The sequence below is a fragment of the Cellulomonas sp. NPDC089187 genome (assembly GCF_040685135.1).
In the GTDB taxonomy this organism is placed as follows: Bacteria; Actinomycetota; Actinomycetes; order Actinomycetales; family Cellulomonadaceae; genus Cellulomonas.
Genome location: NZ_JBFBHI010000005.1, coordinates 38,894 through 58,541, shown reverse-complemented (window position 1 = coordinate 58,541; position 19,648 = coordinate 38,894). Strand labels below are relative to the sequence as shown.

Here is a 19,648-nt window from a genome sequence, read left to right as displayed (position 1 = left end):
CCCATGAAAGAGAACACCGTGACGGCATTGCCTGTTGTCTCCGCCCGCGTCCGCGACCTGCTCGCCCGGATGACCCTGGAGGAGAAGCTCGCGCAGATCGTCGGCTACTGGATCGACCAGAACGGCACCGTTGCGCCGATGCAGTCGGAGATGGCGGCGGGCCAGCAGGCGTCCTCCGAGCTCACCGACATCACCGCGCATGGCATCGGCCACTACACCCGGGTCTACGGCACCCGTCCGGTCGACCCGGTGGAGCGTGCCGCGTGGCTGTGGGCCGAACAGCGTCGGCTCAAGGCCGAGACCCGACTGGGCATCCCGGCGTTGGTGCATGAGGAGTGCCTGACCGGGTTGGCCGCCTGGCAGGCCGCGACCTACCCGACCCCGTTGGCCTGGGGCGCGAGCTTCGACCCGGAGCTGGTGGAGCAGGCCGGTCGGGCCATCGGCGACTCCATGCGTGCGCTCGGCGTCCACCAGGGGTTGTCCCCGGTGCTCGATGTGATTCGCGACCCGCGCTGGGGGCGGGTTGACGAGTGCATCGCCGAGGACCCCTACCTGGTCGGCACCGTGGGCACCGCCTATGTGCGCGGCATCCAGGACGCCGGGGTGCATGCCACGCTCAAGCACTTTGTCGGGTACTCCTACTCCCATGCCGGTCGCAACCATGCCCCGGTCAGCATCGGCCCGCGTGAGGTCGCCGATGTGCTGCTGCCGCCGTTCGAGATGGCGGTCCGCGACGGCGGCGCGCGCTCGGTGATGAATGCCTACGTCGACCTGGACGGGGTGCCGATGGCCGCCTCGCCGGAGTACCTGACCGGCGTACTGCGCGAGAAGTGGGGATTCGACGGTGTGGTGGTCGCCGACTACTTCGCGGTGGCCTTCCTGGAGGTGATGCACCGGGTGGCCGCTGACCGCGGTGAGGCCGCCGAGCTGGCGCTGACCGCCGGGATCGACGTCGAGCTGCCTACCGGTGACGCCTATCTGGCTCCGTTGGCCGAGCGAATCCGCGCCGGGCTGACGGATGAGGCCATCGTCGACCGGGCGGTGCTCCGGGTGTTGGCCCAGAAGGAGGAGCTGGGGCTGCTCGACCCCGAGGCCTACACCGACGACCCGCCCACCAGCATCGACCTGGACGACGACCGTCACCGCGCGCTGGCCCGCCGGTTGGCCGAGGAGTCGGTGGTGCTGCTCAGCAATGACGGCGTGCTGCCACTGGCCGCCCGCCGGGTCGCCGTGATCGGTCCGAATGCTGACCGTGCCGATGCCCTGATGGGCTGCTATGCCTTCGCCAACCACGTGCTGCCGCAATACCCAGGCGTCCCGTTGGGCTTCGAGGTGCCGACCGTGGTCGATGCCCTGCGCTCGGCCGGACTGGACCTGACCGTGGTGCCGGGCTGCGCGGTCGAGGGTGCGGACACCTCCGGCTTCGACGACGCGCTGGCCGCCACCCGGGATGCGGAGGTGGCGGTGGTGGTCGTCGGTGACCAGGCCGGGCTCTTCGGTCGTGGCACTGTAGGCGAGGGCAATGACGTCGAGTCCCTGGAGCTGCCCGGTGTGCAGCGTCAGCTGGTCGAAGCGCTGGTGGCGACCGGCACTCCGGTGGTGTTGGTCCTGCTCACCGGACGCCCCTACGTGCTGGACTGGGCGCTGGACGGCGATGCCCGGCCCGCTGCCGTGCTCCAGGCGTTCTTCCCCGGCGAGGGCGGTGGTCTGGCGCTCGCGGACATCCTCACCGGCACGGTGAACCCCTCCGGGCGGCTGCCGATCAGTCTGCCGCGCTCCGCCGGTGCGCAGCCGTATAGCTACCTGCACCCGGTGCTCGGCGGACCCTCGGATGTCACGTCGACGGACTCGACCCCGGTGCGGCCTTTCGGCTTCGGACTGACCTACACCTCCTTCACGCACAGTGACCTGGTGGTGGATGCCGCCGTCGCCGCCGGGGGGAGCTTCACCGCCGAGGTCACGGTCACCAACACCGGCGACCGTCCGGGCCAGGACGTGGTCCAGCTCTACGGGCAGGATCTGCACGCCACGGTGGTCCGCCCGGTGGCGCAGCTGCTCGGCTACCAGCGGGTGGCGTTGGAGCCGGGGGAGTCGACACGTCTGCGGTTCGAGGTGCCGACCGAGCGGCTGGCCTTCAGCGACCGGAGCATGACCCGGATTGTCGAGCCTGGCGACGTCGACATCTGGGTCGGGGACCACGCCGCTGCCTCCGGCGGGGGCACCGATGCCGCCCGGGACACCACCAGCGGCACCATCACCAACCAGCGCGCCAGCGTCGTTCGGGTGGTCCCGGGCACCGCCACTGACCGTGCCCGGCTGCGGGTCACCGGCGAGGTCCATCCGGTCACCGCCGCCGACTCCCGTCTAGTCGAGGTCACCCGGGTGTCGGTGCCGGCCCGCGCATGAGAGCCACCAACCCGGTGCTGTCCGGGTGCTTCCCCGACCCGAGCGTGTGCCGGGTCGGGGAGTGGTTCTACCTGGTCAACTCGACCTTCGAGTACCTACCCGGCCTGCCGATCCACCGCAGCCGGGACCTGGTGCACTGGGAACCGGTCGGCCACGCCGTCACCGACCAACTTGACCTGTCCGGACTATCGTCGTCGCAGGGCCTGTTCGCCCCGACGCTGCGCCATCACGACGGTCGGTTCTGGCTGGTCTGCACCCTGGTCGGTGGCGGCGGGCACCTGCTGCTCACCGCCGAGGACGCCGCCGGTCCGTGGTCCGCGCCGACCTGGCTCACCGGCGAGGGCATCGACCCGTCGCTGTTCTTCGACGAGGACGGTCGGGTCTGGTTCCACGCCACCCGACCTGCCGCCGACCCGCAGTGGCCCGGTCACACCGAGATCTGGCTGCGCGAACTGGTTGACGGCGCGCTGGTCGGCCCCGAGCACGTCCTCTGGTCCGGCGCGGTCCGGGACGCCGTCTGGTCCGAGGGTCCACACCTGTACCGGGTCGACGGCCACTACTACCTGCTCACTGCCGAGGGCGGCACCGAGCGTCATCATGCGGTGGTCGTCGCCCGCGCTGAGCAGGTCATCGGCCCCTATGTCGGCACCCCTGCCAACCCGGTGCTCACCCACCGCCACCTCGGTGCCGCCGCCGACATCGCCGCCGTCGGGCACGCCGATCTGGTCCAGGCACCGGACGATTCCTGGTGGGCGCTGCTGCTCGGCGTGCGCCCGTACGGCGGCTTCCATCACAACCTCGGTCGGGAGACGTTCCTAGTCCCGGTGGTGTGGGAGGACGGCTGGCCGGTGTTCTCACCGGGCGAGGGCCGGGTCCCGCGGGAGGTGGAGGTGCCCTTCGCCTCAGCGCTCGGCATCGACATCGAGTCGCCCGACCTGCCGACCACCACGGCGACGCCCACCGCGGTGACGCCCACCGGGCCGGTGCCAGCGACCAGCCCGACCCCGGCGGTCACGTCGCCCCGGTCCACGCCTGCGATCCCGCCCAGCGACCCCGCGTGGTGCGCGCCGCGCCATCTCCCGAGCGACCTGGCGACCCCGGAGCCCGACGGCTGGCTGCTCCCGGTCCGGCCTACGACTCTGGCCGACACCGCGCCCAGCAGCTTCCTCGGCCTGCGCCAGCAGCACATCGACTGCGAGCTGGTCGTCACCCTCGACCTCAGCGAGCTGGCCGCGGGGGAGTGGGCGGGCCTGGCCGTGCGCCAGTCCGAGTCCGACCACCTGACCCTGCTCACCGACGGTGTCGAGGCTCGCACCGACCTGACCCGGCACGGAACGGCCATCCCGCTCGGCCGCCTCCCGCTGGTCGAGCTCGGGCACCGCGGGCTGCCTGTGCCTGCCCCGACGAACAAGCCAGACTCCGGCTACGGCCACGGCCCCAGTCCACGTCCCGCCCCAACCGCCAACCCCAGCGTCACCGTCGCTCTGCGCGCCACCGGCCAGGATTACACCCTCCTGGCCGGACCCGACCCCGCGCGCCTGTCCCCGGTGGCCACTGCCGATGGCCGCAGTCTGGACTCCGTCAGCGCCGGTGGGTTCCTCGGGCTCTGGCTCGGCCCGTACGCCACCAGCGCCGGCCGCCCCGCCACCGGCCGGGTCCGTGCGCGCACGACCTACCGCGCACTGACGACCACCCGGTAGGGATTGGTGAGGCGGCACGATAGGGTCGGCCTCGATGACTGGGAACCCTGACCTCCGCCGGATCATCTTCCTGGACGTGGACGGCACCTTTGCCGACCACGGTGACGTGCCCCCGGGTCATGTCGCCGCGGTCCGTGCCGCGCGTGCTGCCGGACACCGGGTGCTGTTGTGCACCGGTCGACCCAAGTCGATGCTGCCCGAGCGCATCGTCGAGGCCGGTTTCGACGGCATCGTCGCCAGCGCCGGGGGCTATGTGGAGGTCGACGGCGAGCTGCTGGCCGACCGACGGTTCCCGGCGGAGATCGCCGCCCGTGCGATCGAGGTGCTCACCCGGCACCAGTGCGCCTACGTGCTGGAGGCTCCGGACGCGCTCTACGGCCCGCCGGATGTCCGCGAGCGGTTGCGCGTCGCCTGGGAGGCCCGGCTGCGCGCTGACCCCGACGAGCCCCGCCACGAGGGGCCGATCGACATCCTGGACGGCCTCACCCCGGACGTCGACCTGGCGACCGCGAGCTTCGCGAAGATCACCTGCTTCGACTCCCTGGTCCCGGTGGATCAGCTCGCGGCGGAGATGGGTCCGCAGATCACCGCGCTGCCCAGCTCCATTCCGGGGTTGGGTGACCGCGCGGGGGAGATCTACGTGGCGGCGGTGGACAAGTCCATCGGCATCCGGGATGTCATCGCCCACCTGGGTGTCCCGCGTGAGCACACCATCGCCTTCGGCGACGGACTGAACGACCTGGAGATGCTCGAGTTCGCCGGTATCGGTGTGGCCATCGAGGACGGTGACCCCGCGGTGATCGCGGTCGCCGACCGCACCGCGCCGCCGCCCCGGGCGGAGGGGCTGGTCACGGCCTTCATCGAGCTGGGCCTGATCGACGGGATCTAGTCCCGCCGGGATTCAGCCCTGCCCGGATTCGGCCTGCCGCACCGGCGCGCTCAGCGGGCCACCAGGTACGACCGGCCGTCCGGGCCGACCACCCGCACGAATCCGTCCTGCAACGCCTGATCGCGCTCGCGGTCCTCGTCGGACACGTCGCGGTCCGGGGCCAGGGGGTCGCCGATCTGTGCCGGGCCGAAGACGCTCAGCAGCGCCCGGGTGGTGCCGTCCTCGGCCTCGCCGATCACGCCCATGTCAGTTCTCCTTCATCGCGTAACCCGACCAGGGTAGGTCAGTCGGCGCGGGTCACCCGGCGCACCGCCAGCTCGACATCCGCGTCCACCGGGGGTTCGGTGTCCAGTGCCCGGTGGATGGACAGCCCCTCGATCAGCGCGTCCAGGATGCGCGCGGTGGCCGGGTCGAAGCTGCGTTCCAGCGCCTGTCTGCTGCGTCGCATCCACGCGTTGGTCAGCTCGCGGTACCGCGGGTCCCGGGCGGCCAGGGTGTACAGCTCGTGGGTGAGCACCAGCTCGTCGGTGTCCGGGAACACGTCCTGCGTGATCAGGTCGACCACCGCCTGGATGGCGGCTTCCCGGTCATCGGTGGGTAGCGCGGCGATCCGGGAGGTCCACCGGTCGCTGACCGACTCGGCGAACCGGGTGAAGGCCACGCGCAGCAGCTCATCCCGCCCGGAGAAGTGGTACGTCATCGAGCCCAGCGGCACATCCGCCGCTTCCGCCACCCGGCGCAGCGACACCCCCTCCACCCCATGTGCGGCGATCACCTCGATGCACACGTCCACGATCCGGTCGCGGCGTCCGGGGTCGTGTCGGCGCGGACGGGGGTGGGTGGGGGCGGGGGCGTCAGACATGGCTCAGATGATCTCGCGGATCACCCGGGCGGGGTTGCCGACGGCGACGACATTGGCCGGGATGTCTGTGGTGACCACCGATCCGGCGCCGATCACCGAGTTCTCCCCGATGGTGACGCCGGGGCAGACGATCACTCCGCCGCCGAGCCACACGTTGTCCCCGATCACGATGGGTTGGGCGGCTTCGAGCTTGTCGCGGCGAGGCTGGGGGTCCACCGGGTGGGTGGGGGTGAGCAGCTGGACGTTCGGGCCGATCTGGCAGTCCTCGCCGATGGTGATGGTGGCGACGTCCAGCGCGGTCAGGTTGTAGTTGGCGAAGGTCCGGGCACCGATGTGCAGGTTCTCCCCGTAGTCCACTGACAGCGGCGGCTTGATCCAGGCGTCCTCGCCGAGGGTCCCGACCACCTCGCGCAGTGTCGCCACGGCGCGCTCGTAGTCGGCGGCGATGAACTGGACCCGGTACTCCTCCAGCAGGCGCAGCGCCCGGCGGGAGATCTCCTGGCTGTCCGGGTCGTCGGCGATGTACAGGTCCCCGGCGAGCATCCGCTCCCGGTTGGTGCGTGGGTCTCCGGCGAAGTAGTCGATGGCCATAGGAACGAGCGTACACATCATCGCCCTTCGAGAACCTGGCATCCCGGGCGGCGCGAGCCTGTGCAGCGGAGAAAGCTACCGAGGGTTCGGGATTGAGTGTACGGTCGTACACATGGCTGATCCAGTGTGGCGACGCCGCCGGATGGCGACCACCGGGTTGTTCGTGCTGACCGGGCTGGCGATGGCGCTCTGGGTGGTGAACATCCCGGCGGTGCGCGAGCGGACCGGCGTCTCGAACTCGACCCTCGGTCTGATGCTCCTGCTGCTCGGAGCCGGGTCGGTGATCGGCATGCAGCTGGCCGGCTGGATCAGCGACCGTCACGGGTCACGCCGCGCGGCTGGACTCGCGGCGATCGTGATCGCAGTGACGGTGAATCTGCCCGCCCACGCGACCACCGGATGGCACCTGGCGGTGACACTGCCCCTGCTCGGGCTCGGCACCGGGGCGATCACGGTGGCGGCCAACGACCAGGCGGTCACGATCCAGGACGCCTACGGCCGCCCGATCATGTCCGCCTTCCACGGCTTCTTCTCCATTGCAGGGGCCGTCGGTGCCGGGCTGGGGGCGCTGTTCCACAGCACCGGGGTCCCGCTCTGGGCGGCGCTCGGCACCGCCTCGGTGGCAGTCGCGGTGATCGGTGGTCTGAGTGTTCCCGGTCTGATCCGACCGGACGGTGCCCCGTCACCGGACCCGGGGGTGGCACCGGCGTCCGCTGCGCCGGTGACCGAACCGTCCATCCTCGGACCCGCCGTGGCGCTGGCCGGGCTGGCCTTCTTGCTCAATCTGGCCGAGGGCACCGCCGCCGACTGGAGCGCGGTGCACGCCGTAGAGCACCTGGGACAGAGCCAGTCCGCTGCCTCCCTCGCCTACGGCACCTTCGCGGCGGCGATGACCCTCGGGCGTCTCATCGTGGACCGGCTGGTGGCCCGGGTCGGACCGGTCGCAGTCGTCCGCACCGGCTCGGCCATCGCCACGGTCGGCATCCTGGTGGTGGTCCTCGCACCGGCGTACCCGATCACCCTGCTGGGCTGGCTGGTCTTCGGACTGGGCATCTCCGGGATCGTGCCGCAGATCTTCACCGCCGCCGGTGCGCTGTCGGTGGCCCGCCGCGGCGTGGTGCTCTCCCGGGTGGTCGGCACCGGCTACGCCGGGATGCTCGCCGGACCCGCGGTGATCGGCTGGATCGCCGACGAGATCGGCATCGACCGCGCGCTGCTGACCACCGCCCTGTGCTGTCTGGCCGGACTGGCGCTCGCGGGATTCGCCCGCCCGCGGACCACCCCGGCCGCCCGCCCCGTCACTGCTCTCACCCCGGTCGATTGACCCACCGTCACGCGACCACTCGGGTCGCTGCCACCACAGAGGAGAACCCCATGGACCAGCGCGAGCGCGAGGTGCGTCGTCGGATGGACGCGCAGGAGCTGTACAAGGACGTCGGCCCCGGGCTGGAGGACCTGGAGGAGTCGCGGGTGCGGGGCAAAGAACTGGCCTGGGCCTTCAACCAGCTCGAACCCCGCGACGTCGAGGGGCGGGACCGTGCGCTACGGGAGATCTTCGGCAGCATGGGGGCAGCGGTGTGGGTGGAACCTCCGCTCTACGTCGCCTATGGCGCGCACACCCACCTCGGCACCGGTATCTACGCCAACACCGGGTTGACCATCATCGACGACGGCGAGGTCCGGATCGGTGATCGGGTGATGTTCGGTCCCCATGTCACCATCGCCACCGCGGGGCATCCGCTGCATCCGGACACCCGCAGCCAGGGCGAGCAGTTCTCCGCCCCGGTGGTGATCGAGGACGACGTATGGGTCGGCGGCAATGTCTCGATCCTGCCCGGCGTCACCATCGGTCGCGGCTCGGTGATCGCCGCGGGTGCCGTGGTCACCGCCCATGTGCCGCCGATGGTGGTGGTCGGTGGGGTGCCCGCCCGGATCCTGCGCACCCTCACCGACGCGGACCGCGAGTTCGCCTACCGGGCACCCCGGACGCTCGGCGACCCAGCCTGACCACCCCGACGACCCACCACGGTGCCACCCCGTCGGTCCACCACGGCACGCACCGCCACCCGCAGCAGTCGACGCAGCACCAGCCCCACCGCGGCCGCCACCCCGGCGATCGCCAGCACCCGGCCGTCGGTGGGGTCCAGCTGGAACAGTCGCTGCCCGAGCGGGATCGCCACCACCGCCGTCATCGCGCCGATCATCGCCACCAGCAGGGCGACCTTCCATGCCTGCAACGGCCGGGCCACGTCGATCAGGATGTCGAAGGCCACCACCACCAGCGCGAGGAACGCGGCGGTGGACGTCCGCACGGTGAAGGACGACCCGGTGCCGATCATCGACCGTGCCCCGGCATACGCCCCGTAAGCCGACACGGCCACCGCCACGCCGCCCGGGATCGCCGCGGTCAGCACCCGACCGACGAATCCGTCCCGGGCGGGTTCGCGGTTGGGTGCCAACGCGAGCACCGCCGCCGGGATGCCGATGGTGAACCAGGCGATCAGCGTGATGTGTCGGGGGAGCAGCGGGAACGGCAGCGCGGTCACGGCCACCACCAGCGCGAGCAGCACCGAGTAGACCGTCTTGGACAGGAACAGGGTGGCCACCCGCTCGATGTTGGCCACCACCCGACGGCCCTCCGCCACCACATGCGGCAGCGTCGCGAAGGAGGAGTCCAGCAGCACCAGCCGGGCCACCGCGCGGGCGGCGGGGCTGCCGCTGCCCATCGCCACACCGACGTCTGCCTCCTTCATCGCCAGCACGTCGTTGACCCCGTCGCCGGTCATCGCGACGGTGCGTCCCTGGGCGGTCAGTGCGCGGACCAGTTCCCGCTTCTGATCCGGTCGCACCCGCCCGAACACGCTGGCGGAGTCGGCGACCGCGCCCAGCTCCGTGGCGTCCTGCGGCAGATCCCGGCCGTCGACGGTGGCCTCCGCATGCGGCAGCCCGACCTGGGTGGCCACCGCGCCCACCGCCACCGGGGCATCCCCGGAGATCACCTTGAGCGTGACGCCCTGCTCGTGGAAGAAGCTCAGGGTGTCCGCCGCCTCCGGACGCACCCGCTGGTCCAGCACCACCAGCGCCACCGCGGTGAGCTCGTCGGGCAGGGCCATGCCGTCCAGCGGTCGAGCCGTGCGGGCCAGGGCGAGCACCCGCCGTCCCTGTCCGGACTCCTCGGCGGCGCGGTCCAGGGCCGGGTGGTCGGGCAGCAGGACATCGGGGGCGCCCACCAGCCAGGTGGTTTCCGCGGACTGCGCGGCGGCCCACCGCCTGGCGGAGGAGAACGGCACCCGGGCCACCGCGGACGTCGTGCTCGGCTCGGTGGCCTCCAGGATCGCCCGCATGCTCGCGTTCGGTCGGTCCTCGCCCGCCCCGATCAGCGCCAAGGCATCGAGCGCATTCGCCTCGTCACCGGTCAGCAGCACCAGCTCCCGGATCCGCATCCCGTCCTCGGTGAGCGTGCCGGTCTTGTCGAAGCAGACCACATCCACCCGGGCCAGGGCCTCCATCGCCGGGAGGTCCTGCACCAGACACTGGCGCTGACCGAGCCGGATCACCCCGACCGCCATCGCCACACTGGTCATCAGCACCAGTCCCTCGGGCACCATCGGCACCAAGGCAGCGACCATCCCGCGCAGTGCGTCGCTGAGCGGGAGGTCGGTCCGGGTCAGCTGATTCCAAATCATCAGCGCGCCCACCGGGATCAGCACCCAGGTGAGGTAGCGCAGAATCGTGTCGATCCCCGCCCGCAGACCGGAGGACGGTGTGGTGTAGGCGGCGGCTTCCCGGGCCAGCTGTGCCGCATAGGCCTGCTCACCGACCCCGGTGGCGCGCAACCGTCCGGACCCGGCCACCACCACACTGCCGGACAGCAACGGTGCCCCCGGCGCGGGTGCCAAAGCCTCGGACTCGCCGGTCAGCAGCGACTCGTCCACCTCCAGCCCGGTGCTGGTCAGCAGCGTCCCGTCCACCGGCACCTGATCCCCGGCAACGACCTCCACGACGTCGTCGACCACGATCTGCGCCGGGTCCACCTGTGCGGTGCCCTCCGCCCGGATCACGGTCACCGTGGTGGCGTTCAGGATCGCCAGCCGGTCGAGGGTCCGCTTGGCCCGGATCTCCTGCACCATGCCCACCGCGCTGTTCACCACGATCAGCAGCCCGAACAACCCGTCGAACCAGTGCCCGGTCGACGCCACCACGCAGAACAGCACGAAGTAGATCGCGTTGACCCGGGTAAAGACATTGGCGACCACGATGTCCCGGGCGGAGCGGCTGGTGACCCGTTCGACCCGGTTCACCTCGCCACGACGAACCCGCTCGGCCACCTGCGCACTGGTCAACGGCTCCACCGGATCAGGGTAGAGCCGCCGGGGTGTCAGCTCAGCGACCGAGGCCAGGAATGACGAAGGCCCGGCTCCCTGATCGGGAACCGGGCCTCAGCTGTGCCCTCGATAGGATTCGAACCTACGACCTTCTGCTCCGGAGGCAGACGCTCTATCCACTGAGCTACGAGGGCGGAACGAGGCATGACATTACCAGCCCGGCAGGGGTGGCCGTGTCACTCCTCGCCGAGCAGCCCCGACAGGTAGTCCGCGGTCTCCTGCACGGCCGCGGCGGCATCACCACGGACGATGGCGTCGACCAACCCGTCGTGGTTGTCCCCGTCCTGGAGCACCTGGGCGAAGTTGAACCGGATGTTCTCCGTGATCGCGTCGATCAGGCTCTCGTAGAGGGACAGCAGCACCGGGTTGCGGGCCGCACGGGCGATGGCGCGATGCAGGGCCAGGTCCGCCGCGACCATCCGATCCAGAGCATGGGCGGCGTAGGCCTCGGCGCGGGCATCGCGCAGTGCCGTGATCGACGCGACATCCGAGGTGGTGCGCCGACGGGCAGCCAACCGGGCCGCCTCAACCTCCAACGAGCGCCGTACCTCGACCACATCCCGCTGCCGGGCGTCGGCGATCTGCCGGCTGAACGTGACCGACAGCTCCGAGGCGCTGAGCACGTAGGTGCCCGACCCCTGCCGCCGCTCGACCAGTCCGGAGTGCACTAGGGACTGCACCGCCTCGCGCACGGTGTTGCGTCCCACACCGAGCAGCTCGACCAGGGCGGGCTCGGCGGGGATCCGGGTCCCGACCGGCCATTCGCCGGTGGAGATCCGCTCCCGGAGCTGGGACACCGTCGAATCGATCAGGCCGGTGCGTCGCGTCATGCGGGTACTCTCCCAGGTCAGGTGTGCGGCGATTCAACACGACGAGCGTCCCCGCCCGCTACGGCACGCACCCGAGCAACCCTCCCACGATCCTGGAGTCCGTCATGCCCGCGCCCGCTGCCGTCCACCCCGAGCTGCGTCCCTGGCGTGGCCGCGTGGTCGTGCTGGTCGGGGTGCTCCTGGTCGCGCTGAATCTGCGGATCGCGGTGGCGTCGGTGTCGCCGATCCTGGACCTGGTCCGGGCGGATGTGGCCCTGTCAGCGACCCAGGCGGGTCTGCTCGGCACCATCCCGGTCGCGTCCTTCGCCGTCTTCGGGGCGATGACCCCGGTGCTGGCGCGCCGGGTCGGGCTGGAACCGCTGCTGATCGCGGCGATGGCCCTGTCGGCAGCCGGCGAGATCATCCGGTCCACCGCGGATTCGGCCACCGGCTTTCTGTCCTGGACCGTGGTGGCGCTGGCCGGGATGGGCATGGGCAACGTCCTGCTGCCGCCCCTGGTCAAGCGGTACTTCCCCGATCGGGTCGGGGTGGTGACCTCCGCCTACTCGGTGATCCTCAGCGTGAGCACCGCACTGCCTGCCGCGGTGGTGGTGCCGGTAGCGGACCGCCTGGGGTGGCGGCCCGCGCTGTCCCTCTGGTCGGTGGTTGGCATGATGGCGGCCCTGCCCTGGGTCTGGGTGGTGCTCCGTTCTGCAGCCGCCCGCGCCGAACTGTCCGGGCTGCTGCGGCGCGGACCGGCGAGCACCCCGGCGTTGACCAGCCGACACCGCTCCGGCGGCCGGGTGTACCGCAGCCCGCTGGCCTGGGGGATGGCGGTGACCTTCGCGATGAACTCCCTGGGCTCGTACGCCATGTTCGCCTGGCTGCCGCAGATCCTGATCGACTCCGGCACCTCCTCGCACACCGCAGGCACCTGGCTGAGTGTCTACGCGATCCTCGGACTGCCCCCGGCGTTGATCGCGCCCATCGCGGCCAGCAAGATGCGCAATCCGATCAGCCTGGTCATCGTCTTCGTCTCCTGCTGGCTGTTCAGCTACATCGGACTGCTGGTGCACCCCTCGGGTCCGGTGTGGCTGTGGGTACTGGTCGGCGGAATCGGGCCCGGTGCCTTCCCGCTGCTGTTGGCGCTGATCAACTTGCGCACCCGCACCGCCGCGGGGGCCGCCTCGCTGTCCGGCTTCACCCAGGGCATCGGGTACACCATCGCGGCGATCGGGCCGCTGCTGATCGGCGTGCTCTACGACGCCACCGGGGATTGGACCTGGCCGCTGGTGTTCCTGATCGGGACCCTGGTGGTGCTGATGGCCGGTGCGGTGGTGGCCTGCCGCCCGGTGTTCCTGGAGGACTCCTGGCTACCGAAAGACCACGCGACCTCCTGACCGTCCCGGAGCGCGTACCAGGGACCCCGCCCGGCTCGATACCCTGGGAAGGTGACTCCCGCTGAGCTCTCCGCTTCCCTGCACGCCGCCCTGACCGCGGCGGTGGCCGACGGCACCTTTGTCCTGGCCGCCGACGACCTGCCCGCCACTGTGCACGTGGAGCGACCCCGCCAGCGCGAGCACGGCGACTGGGCCACCAACGTCGCCCTGCAACTGGCCAAGAAGGCCGGCATGAACCCGCGGGCCTTCGCCGAGGAGCTGACCCGCCGCCTGGCCGATGTGCCCGGCATCGCCGCGGTCGACATCGCCGGACCTGGCTTCCTCAACATCACCCTGGACGCCGCCGCCGCCGGTGAGCTGGCCCGCACGGTCGTGGAGGCTGGTGCGGTCTACGGCCGGGGCGAGAGCCAGTCCGGGCAGCGGATCAACCTGGAGTTCGTCTCCGCCAACCCCACCGGTCCGATCCACATCGGTGGCGCACGCTGGGCCGCCGTCGGTGACGCGCTGGCCCGGATCCTCACCGCCGCCGGTGCGGACGTCACCCGCGAGTACTACTTCAACGACCACGGGGCGCAGATCGACCGCTTCGCGCGTTCGCTGCTCGCCCGGGCACGCGGCCTGGAGGCGCCGGAGGACGGCTACGGCGGTCAGTACATCCAGGACATCGCCGACCGGGTGATCGCCGACGCCATCGCCGCGGGCCAGGGCGACCCGCGCGAGCTGTCCGACGCCGAGGCGCAGGAGGTGTTCCGGGCTCGCGGCGTCGACCTCATGTTCGACGAGATCAAGAAGGCGCTGCACGACTTCCGGGTCGACTTCGACGTGTACTTCCACGAGGACTCCCTGCACGAGTCGGGTGCGGTGGAGCGGGCTGTGACCCGGCTGCGGGAGCTCGGCCACATCTTCGAGTCCGACGGTGCGGTCTGGCTGCGCACGACGGACTTCGGGGACGACAAGGACCGGGTGATCATCAAGTCCGACGGTGAGGCCGCCTACATCGCCGGTGACCTGGCCTACTACCTGGACAAGCGCGAGCGCGGGTTCGACCGGGCGATCATGATGCTCGGTGCCGACCACCACGGCTACATCGGCCGGATGATGGCCGCCTGCGCCGCCTTCGGTGATGTCCCGGGGGTCAACCTGGAGATCCTGATCGGCCAGATGGTCAACCTGGTCCGCGACGGGCAGCCGATGCGGATGTCCAAGCGCGCCGGCACCGTGGTCGCCCTGGACGACCTGGTCGAGGCAGTCGGTGTGGATGCCGCCCGGTACTCCCTGGCCCGGTCCTCGGTGGACTCCAGCATTGACCTGGACCTGGACCTGCTGGCCAAGGCCACGAACGAGAACCCGGTGTTCTACGTGCAGTACGCGCACGCCCGCACCGCGAATGTCGCCCGCAATGCTCACGACGCCGGGGTGCAGCGAGCCGACGGATTCGACGCCGCGCTGCTGGATCACCCCTCGGAGTCGGTGCTGCTCGGGCAGATCGCCGAGTTCCCCCGGGTGGTCGCCCAGTCCGCGGAGCTGCGTGAGCCGCACCGGGTCGCCCGCTACCTGGAGGAGCTGGCCGGGGCCTACCACAAGTGGTACGACCAGCGCCGGGTCACCCCCTTCGGTGAGGAGCAGGTCTCCGACGTGCACCGCACTCGGCTGTGGCTGAACGACGCCACCCGCCAGGTGCTGGCCAACGGCCTGGACCTGCTCGGGGTGTCCGCGCCGGAGCGGATGTGAGTCCGACCAGGCTCGGTCTGCCGTGGCCTGCCTCGGCGGAGCGCGGCGAGGACGGCGCGGTCCGGGTGGCGGGGATCGACCTGCGCACCCTGGCCGAGCAGCAGGGCACCCCGGCCTATGTGCTGGACGAGGCTGACTTCCGGGACCGGGCGCGCACGCTGCGCGCTGCCTTCGAGGCCGCCTTCGGCGCGGTGGACATCTACTACGCCGGGAAGGCCTTCCTGTCGGTGGCCGTAGCCCGCTGGGCGCATGAGGAGGGCCTGCGGGTGGACACTGCCACCGGTGGCGAGCTCGCGGTGGCCCTGCGTGCGGGGGTGCCCGGTGCGGACATCGGCCTGCACGGCAACAACAAGTCAGATGCTGAGCTGACCCGGGCGCTGGATGCCGGGGTCGGTCGGATCATCGTCGACTCGTTGCCCGAACTGGACCGGATCGCCGCGCTGGTCCGGTCCCGCGGCGGTGAGCCAGCACCCGTGATGGTCCGGGTCACCACCGGGGTGCACGCCGGTGGGCACGAGTACATCTCCACCGCGCACGAAGACCAGAAGTTCGGGCTGTCCATCGCCGGGGGAGCGGCGCTCGACGCCCTGCTGCGGGCGGTGGAGCTGCCGGAGCTGCGACTGCTCGGCATCCACTCGCACATCGGTTCGCAGATCCTTGACCCGGAGGGCTTCACCGTCGCCGCCCGCGCCGTACTGGCTCTGCGGGCGGAGCTGGCGGCCCGCACCGGGCTCCTGGTCCCCGAGGTCGACCTCGGCGGCGGATTCGGCATCGCCTACCTGCCCGGTGAGGTCCCGCTGGACCCCGAGCGGATGGCCAAGGACATCGCCGCCGCCGTGAGCGATGCCTGCGCCGACCTGGGTACCCCCGCGCCGCGGCTGTCCTTCGAGCCCGGCCGCACCATCGTCGGTCCCACCACGCTCACCTTGTACCGGGTGGGCACGGTCAAGCCGGTCCGCCTCGACGACGGCCGGGTCCGCACCTACGTCTCGGTCGACGGCGGGATGAGCGACAACATCCGTCCCGCGCTCTACGGCGCCGACTACACCGCTGCTCTGGTGAACCGGACCGGCACCGCGGAGACGGTGCTGGCCCGGGTGGTCGGCAAACACTGCGAGAGCGGCGACATCGTGGTGCACGAGGTGCAGCTGCCCGCCGATATCACCGCCGGCGATCTGCTCGCGGTCGCCGCCACCGGTGCCTACGGTCGGTCGATGGCCTCCAACTACAACCACGTGCCACGGCCCCCGGTGCTGGCGGTGCGGGACGGCAGCGCTCGGGTTCTGATCCGTCGGGAGACCGAGGACGACCTGTTGGGGCTCGATCTGGGTTGATAGCATCTCCTATCAGGAGGTGCCGCGATGGCCGAGGACGATGCACTGACCGGAGTGGACCGAGCACTGCTCGACTACCTGGACGACGTGGGCGACTACGCCGACCGCCTGCGCCAGGAGGCCTCCCGGGCGCTGACCCGGGCGGTGCGCCAGGCCGCGGACTTCGGTTGGAGCCAGCGCCGGATCGCCGCTGCCATCGGCCGCAGCCAGCCGGAAGTCGCACGACTGCTCCGCGCCACCCAGCCGCCGCTGGTCGAGTACGCGATCACCATGCCCGACCACCGGACGAGCGCGACCAGCACCCCCGAACCTGACCAGCCGAGTGACAACGCCGCACCGGAGCCGACGCCGACCGAGCGCAAGCACAGCACGCTGACCTGGGTGCTGCGCGACAAGCGGGATGAGATCGTCCGGATCGCGGCCGAGAACGGGGCGCACAACGTGCGGGTGTTCGGCTCGGTGGCCCGAGGGGAGGACGACGCCGACTCGGACATCGACTTCCTGGTGGACTTCGATGAGGGTGTCGGGCTCTTCGACCGGGCCGGCCTGATGCTCGCACTGGAGCAGTCGCTCACCCGACCGGTCGACGTGGTGAGTGCGGGGGCGTTGATGCCTCGGGTCGCCCGGCACGCGCTGCCCGAGGCGGTCACGCTATGACCCGGGACCCCGCCCTGAACCTGGGCCTCGCGCTGGACCACTTGGCACTGCTCGAGGGCTACCGAGTCGATCCGACCCTGGTGAACACCGCAGCGGCCTTCGACGCGGTGTGCATGCGGCTCCAGGCGTCGATCGAAGCCGCCTCGCGTGTGCCGCGGGAATGGCTCGAGGAGGAGTTCGGCGACCGATGGCCGCACATTCGCGGTCTGCGGAACGTCATCGCGCACACCTACGAGGGGGTGGACGATGCCGTGGTACGTGATGTGGTCGAGCGCCAGCTGCCGCTCTTCGCCGCGGGGCTGCACCGCCTGATCGACCGCCACGCCCCCGGCCTGGAACCCGAGCTGCCCTGACCCGCGCCCACGCTATGGATACCCGCCTGCACCCCACCCCCGCGCCCCTATCCTGGGCGTCGGCCGCAGGAACCGACTCGATCCGAACGGAGACACGGTGAGTCAGCAGCACACGCCCGACGCCCCGACCGCGCACACCCCGGTGCGGGTGGCACTGCTCGGCTGTGGGGTGGTGGGCACCGAGGTGGTGCGCCTGTTGACCACGCAATCCGCGGATCTGGCCGCCCGGGTGGGTGCGCCGCTGGAGCTGGTCGGCATCGCGGTGCGCGACACCACTGCCCCCCGGGACCCGGTCGTGGACGGGGCGCTGCTCACCGACGACGCGGAGTCGCTGGTTGACCGCGCGGACGTGGTGGTGGAGGTGGTCGGTGGCATCGAGCCCGCTCGGACCCTGCTGCTGCGCGCCTTGCGCAACGGTGCCTCGGTGGTGACCGCGAATAAGGCGCTGCTCGCCGAGGACGGCCCGACCTTGTACGCCGCCGCCGACGCCGCCGGGGTGGACATCTACTTCGAGGCGGCTGTGGCCGGGGCGATCCCGCTGGTCCGCCCGGTGCGCGAGTCGCTGACCGGTGACCGGGTGCGTCGGGTGCTCGGCATCGTCAATGGCACCACCAACTTCGTGCTGGACCGGATGGCCACCGACGGGCTCGACCTGGACGTCGCGGTCGCCGAGGCACAGCAGCTCGGTTACGCGGAGGCCGACCCCACCGCCGACATCGAGGGCTATGACGCCGCGGCCAAGGCGGCGATCTTGGCCTCGCTGGCCTTCCACACTCGGGTGTCGCTCGCCGATGTCGACCGGCAGGGCATCACCGGGGTCACCGCGCAGGACGTCGCCTGGGCCGCCCGCACCGGTCACGTGGTCAAGTTGTTGGCCATCGCCGAACACCGCCCGGCCGACGGTGACACCCCCGAGGGTGTGCAGGTCCGGGTGCATCCGGCGTTGGTGCCGACCGAGCACCCGTTGGCCGGTGTGCGCGGCTCCTTCAACGCGGTCTTCGTCGAGGCGGAGGCGGCCGGAGAGCTGATGTTCTACGGCCGGGGTGCCGGCGGTGCACCGACCGCCTCCGCGGTGCTCGGTGACTTGGTCTCGGTGGCCCGCCACCGGGTGCACGGTGGTCGTGGCCCGGCGGAGTCTTTCTACGCCGCGCTGCCGGTGCTGCCTGCTCGTGCCGCCCGGACCCGCTACCAGATCCGACTCGATGTCGCCGACCGCCCGGGGGTGCTGGCCCAGGTCGCCACCATCCTGGCCGAGCACGGGGTGTCCATCGAGGCGGTCCGGCAGTCCGTCGAGTCCGCCGGGTCGGTGGCCCGACTGGTGATCACCACACACGAGGCGACCGAGGCGGCCTTGTCCGCCACCGTCGCCGCGATTGCCGAGCATGACGCGGTCCGCGAGGTCGTGTCCGTCCTGAGGGTTGAGGGAGTCTGATGGCCAAGCAGTGGCGTGGCGTGATCGCGGAGTATGCCGACCGGCTGCCCGCCCACGTCCAGGACCGGGTGATCACGCTCGGCGAGGGAGGCACCCCGTTGGTCGCCGCCCCCGCACTGTCCGAGCTCACCGGCGCGCAGGTGTGGGTGAAGGTCGAGGGGATGAACCCGACCGGCTCCTTCAAGGACCGGGGCATGACCACCGCGATGTCGGCCGCGGCCGGCCGGGGTGCCAAGGCGGTGGTCTGCGCGTCCACCGGGAACACCTCGGCCTCCGCGGCGGCCTATGCCACCCACGCCGGGATGCTGTGTGCGGTGCTGGTGCCGGACGGCAAGATCGCGATGGGCAAGCTCAGCCAGGCGATCGCGCACGGGGCGCGGCTGCTGCAAGTGGACGGCAACTTCGACGACTGTCTGATCGCGGCACGCAAACTCGCCGAGGTGTACCCGGTCGAGTTGGTGAACTCGGTCAACCCGGACCGGATCGAGGGCCAGAAGACCGGCGCCTTCGAGGTGGTGGACGCGCTCGGGGACGCCCCGGACATCCACGCACTGCCGGTGGGCAACGCCGGGAACATCACCGCCTACTGGAAGGGCTACCGCGAGTACGCGGGTCTCGACGCGGGTGCCGAGCACGGCGCGGTGGCCACTCGGACCCCGGCGATGTGGGGATTCCAGGCGGCAGGTGCCGCGCCGATCGTCGCCGGACACCCGATCACCGAGCCGGAGACCATTGCCACTGCGATCCGGATCGGCAACCCGGCCTCCTGGCAGCAGGCCGAGCAGGCGCGGGATGTCTCCGGTGGTCTGATCGAGGCGGTCACGGACGAGCAGATCCTGCGTGCGCACCGCATTCTGTCCTCGCAGGTGGGTGTGTTCGTGGAGCCCGCTTCCGCAGCGGGAGTCGCTGGGGTGTTGGCCGCCGCGGAGCAGGGGCGCGTCCCGGCTGGTGCGCGGATCGTCATCACCGTCACCGGTCACGGCCTGAAGGACCCCCAGTGGGCACTGCGGACCGATGACGGCGGCGAGGTCGAGACGGTGCGGGTGCGCCCGGACGTGGTGGAGATCGCCGCCGCGTTGGGCCTCGACTGAGGCCCGGC

The 19,648-nt window shown here is 71.2% G+C and carries 17 protein-coding genes and 1 tRNA gene; 12 read left to right on the top strand and 6 right to left on the bottom strand.

All coding sequences use genetic code 11. From position 1 onward, the window contains the following. Window positions 1-3: 3 nt before the first annotated feature. From AB0N78_RS14375 to AB0N78_RS14365, 3 genes are read left to right on the top strand one after another with little or no spacing between them, the layout of a single operon-like run. A complete protein-coding gene (locus AB0N78_RS14375; RefSeq protein ID WP_363391641.1) occupies window positions 4-2,406 on the top strand; it encodes a glycoside hydrolase family 3 N-terminal domain-containing protein in 2,403 nt (800 codons plus the stop codon). Further along, the gene (locus AB0N78_RS14370; protein WP_363391638.1) at window positions 2,403-4,106 is read left to right on the top strand and encodes a family 43 glycosylhydrolase; all 1,704 of its coding nucleotides are present in this window, start codon (window positions 2,403-2,405) and stop codon (window positions 4,104-4,106) included. The genes AB0N78_RS14375 and AB0N78_RS14370 overlap by 4 nt, the downstream gene beginning before the upstream one ends. A gap of 34 nt (window positions 4,107-4,140) precedes the next feature. After that, on the top strand, window positions 4,141-4,995 hold the full coding sequence (locus AB0N78_RS14365) for an HAD hydrolase family protein (RefSeq protein WP_363391635.1): 855 nt from the start codon (window positions 4,141-4,143) through the stop codon (window positions 4,993-4,995). 50 nt (window positions 4,996-5,045) lie between these two features. On the opposite strand, the gene AB0N78_RS14360 is transcribed toward AB0N78_RS14365, so the two are convergent. The 3 genes from AB0N78_RS14360 to AB0N78_RS14350 are packed head-to-tail and all read right to left on the bottom strand — an operon-like array spanning window position 5,046 to window position 6,448. Next, window positions 5,046-5,240, bottom strand: a complete 195-nt coding sequence (locus AB0N78_RS14360; protein WP_363391632.1) for a hypothetical protein — start codon at window positions 5,238-5,240, stop codon at window positions 5,046-5,048. A gap of 38 nt (window positions 5,241-5,278) precedes the next feature. Beyond that, complete coding sequence (locus tag AB0N78_RS14355; protein WP_363391629.1) at window positions 5,279-5,857, bottom strand: TetR family transcriptional regulator; 579 nt, start codon at window positions 5,855-5,857, stop codon at window positions 5,279-5,281. A 3-nt stretch (window positions 5,858-5,860) separates the two neighbouring features. Beyond that, window positions 5,861-6,448, bottom strand: coding sequence for a sugar O-acetyltransferase (locus AB0N78_RS14350; RefSeq protein ID WP_363391627.1), 588 nt, complete (start codon window positions 6,446-6,448; stop codon window positions 5,861-5,863). 112 nt (window positions 6,449-6,560) lie between these two features. Here AB0N78_RS14350 and AB0N78_RS14345 point away from each other — a divergent pair, with 112 nt between their 5' ends. Both AB0N78_RS14345 and AB0N78_RS14340 read left to right on the top strand, forming a co-directional pair. Beyond that, on the top strand, window positions 6,561-7,772 hold the full coding sequence (locus tag AB0N78_RS14345; RefSeq protein ID WP_363391624.1) for an MFS transporter: 1,212 nt from the start codon (window positions 6,561-6,563) through the stop codon (window positions 7,770-7,772). A 50-nt stretch (window positions 7,773-7,822) separates the two neighbouring features. After that, window positions 7,823-8,455, top strand: coding sequence for a sugar O-acetyltransferase (locus tag AB0N78_RS14340; RefSeq protein WP_363391621.1), 633 nt, complete (start codon window positions 7,823-7,825; stop codon window positions 8,453-8,455). Here the strand turns inward: AB0N78_RS14340 and AB0N78_RS14335 are convergent. From AB0N78_RS14335 to AB0N78_RS14325, 3 genes are all read right to left on the bottom strand, one after another. Further along, a complete protein-coding gene (locus tag AB0N78_RS14335) occupies window positions 8,419-10,800 on the bottom strand; it encodes an HAD-IC family P-type ATPase (protein ID WP_363391618.1) in 2,382 nt (793 codons plus the stop codon). The two genes, AB0N78_RS14340 and AB0N78_RS14335, sit on opposite strands and share 37 nt — an antisense overlap. 94 nt (window positions 10,801-10,894) lie before the next feature. Beyond that, window positions 10,895-10,967 (bottom strand) — tRNA-Arg (locus AB0N78_RS14330). 42 nt (window positions 10,968-11,009) lie between these two features. Further along, window positions 11,010-11,663 (bottom strand): FCD domain-containing protein, encoded by a 654-nt coding sequence (locus tag AB0N78_RS14325; protein WP_363391616.1) that lies wholly within the window; start codon window positions 11,661-11,663, stop codon window positions 11,010-11,012. A 104-nt stretch (window positions 11,664-11,767) separates the two neighbouring features. Between AB0N78_RS14325 and AB0N78_RS14320 the strand changes: the two genes are divergently transcribed. The 7 genes from AB0N78_RS14320 (at window position 11,768) to thrC (ending at window position 19,640) form a co-directional block, all read left to right on the top strand. Beyond that, window positions 11,768-13,042 carry an MFS transporter gene (locus AB0N78_RS14320; RefSeq protein ID WP_363391613.1) on the top strand — a complete coding sequence of 425 codons (1,275 nt, stop codon included), beginning with the start codon at window positions 11,768-11,770 and terminating at the stop codon, window positions 13,040-13,042. Window positions 13,043-13,093: 51 nt separating this feature from the next. Then, on the top strand, window positions 13,094-14,773 hold the full coding sequence (argS, locus tag AB0N78_RS14315; protein WP_363391610.1) for an arginine--tRNA ligase: 1,680 nt from the start codon (window positions 13,094-13,096) through the stop codon (window positions 14,771-14,773). Next, window positions 14,770-16,107, top strand: coding sequence for a diaminopimelate decarboxylase (gene lysA, locus AB0N78_RS14310; protein ID WP_363391607.1), 1,338 nt, complete (start codon window positions 14,770-14,772; stop codon window positions 16,105-16,107). Before argS ends, lysA begins: the two co-directional genes overlap by 4 nt. Window positions 16,108-16,134: 27 nt before the next feature. Continuing rightward, the gene (locus tag AB0N78_RS14305; protein ID WP_363391604.1) at window positions 16,135-16,764 is read left to right on the top strand and encodes a nucleotidyltransferase family protein; all 630 of its coding nucleotides are present in this window, start codon (window positions 16,135-16,137) and stop codon (window positions 16,762-16,764) included. Further along, a complete protein-coding gene (locus AB0N78_RS14300) occupies window positions 16,761-17,117 on the top strand; it encodes a HepT-like ribonuclease domain-containing protein (protein ID WP_363391602.1) in 357 nt (118 codons plus the stop codon). Before AB0N78_RS14305 ends, AB0N78_RS14300 begins: the two co-directional genes overlap by 4 nt. A gap of 97 nt (window positions 17,118-17,214) precedes the next feature. After that, the gene (locus AB0N78_RS14295; protein WP_363391599.1) at window positions 17,215-18,549 is read left to right on the top strand and encodes a homoserine dehydrogenase; all 1,335 of its coding nucleotides are present in this window, start codon (window positions 17,215-17,217) and stop codon (window positions 18,547-18,549) included. After that, entirely contained in the window at window positions 18,549-19,640 is a 1,092-nt protein-coding gene (gene thrC / locus AB0N78_RS14290) for a threonine synthase (protein ID WP_363391596.1), read from the top strand. The genes AB0N78_RS14295 and thrC overlap by 1 nt, the downstream gene beginning before the upstream one ends. Window positions 19,641-19,648 lie beyond the last annotated feature (8 nt).

Excerpts from the sequence above, each read along its gene's own strand:
- AB0N78_RS14375 (WP_363391641.1), top strand. The coding sequence starts at position 4 with ATGAAAGAGAACACCGTGACGGCATTGCCTGTTGTCTCCGCCCGCGTC.
- AB0N78_RS14370 (WP_363391638.1), top strand. The coding sequence starts at position 2,403 with ATGAGAGCCACCAACCCGGTGCTGTCCGGGTGCTTCCCCGACCCGAGC.
- AB0N78_RS14365 (WP_363391635.1), top strand. The coding sequence starts at position 4,141 with ATGACTGGGAACCCTGACCTCCGCCGGATCATCTTCCTGGACGTGGAC.
- AB0N78_RS14360 (WP_363391632.1), bottom strand. The coding sequence starts at position 5,240 with ATGGGCGTGATCGGCGAGGCCGAGGACGGCACCACCCGGGCGCTGCTG.
- AB0N78_RS14355 (WP_363391629.1), bottom strand. The coding sequence starts at position 5,857 with ATGTCTGACGCCCCCGCCCCCACCCACCCCCGTCCGCGCCGACACGAC.
- AB0N78_RS14350 (WP_363391627.1), bottom strand. The coding sequence starts at position 6,448 with ATGGCCATCGACTACTTCGCCGGAGACCCACGCACCAACCGGGAGCGG.
- AB0N78_RS14345 (WP_363391624.1), top strand. The coding sequence starts at position 6,561 with ATGGCTGATCCAGTGTGGCGACGCCGCCGGATGGCGACCACCGGGTTG.
- AB0N78_RS14340 (WP_363391621.1), top strand. The coding sequence starts at position 7,823 with ATGGACCAGCGCGAGCGCGAGGTGCGTCGTCGGATGGACGCGCAGGAG.
- AB0N78_RS14325 (WP_363391616.1), bottom strand. The coding sequence starts at position 11,663 with ATGACGCGACGCACCGGCCTGATCGATTCGACGGTGTCCCAGCTCCGG.
- AB0N78_RS14320 (WP_363391613.1), top strand. The coding sequence starts at position 11,768 with ATGCCCGCGCCCGCTGCCGTCCACCCCGAGCTGCGTCCCTGGCGTGGC.
- AB0N78_RS14305 (WP_363391604.1), top strand. The coding sequence starts at position 16,135 with ATGGCCGAGGACGATGCACTGACCGGAGTGGACCGAGCACTGCTCGAC.
- AB0N78_RS14300 (WP_363391602.1), top strand. The coding sequence starts at position 16,761 with ATGACCCGGGACCCCGCCCTGAACCTGGGCCTCGCGCTGGACCACTTG.
- thrC (WP_363391596.1), top strand. The coding sequence starts at position 18,549 with ATGGCCAAGCAGTGGCGTGGCGTGATCGCGGAGTATGCCGACCGGCTG.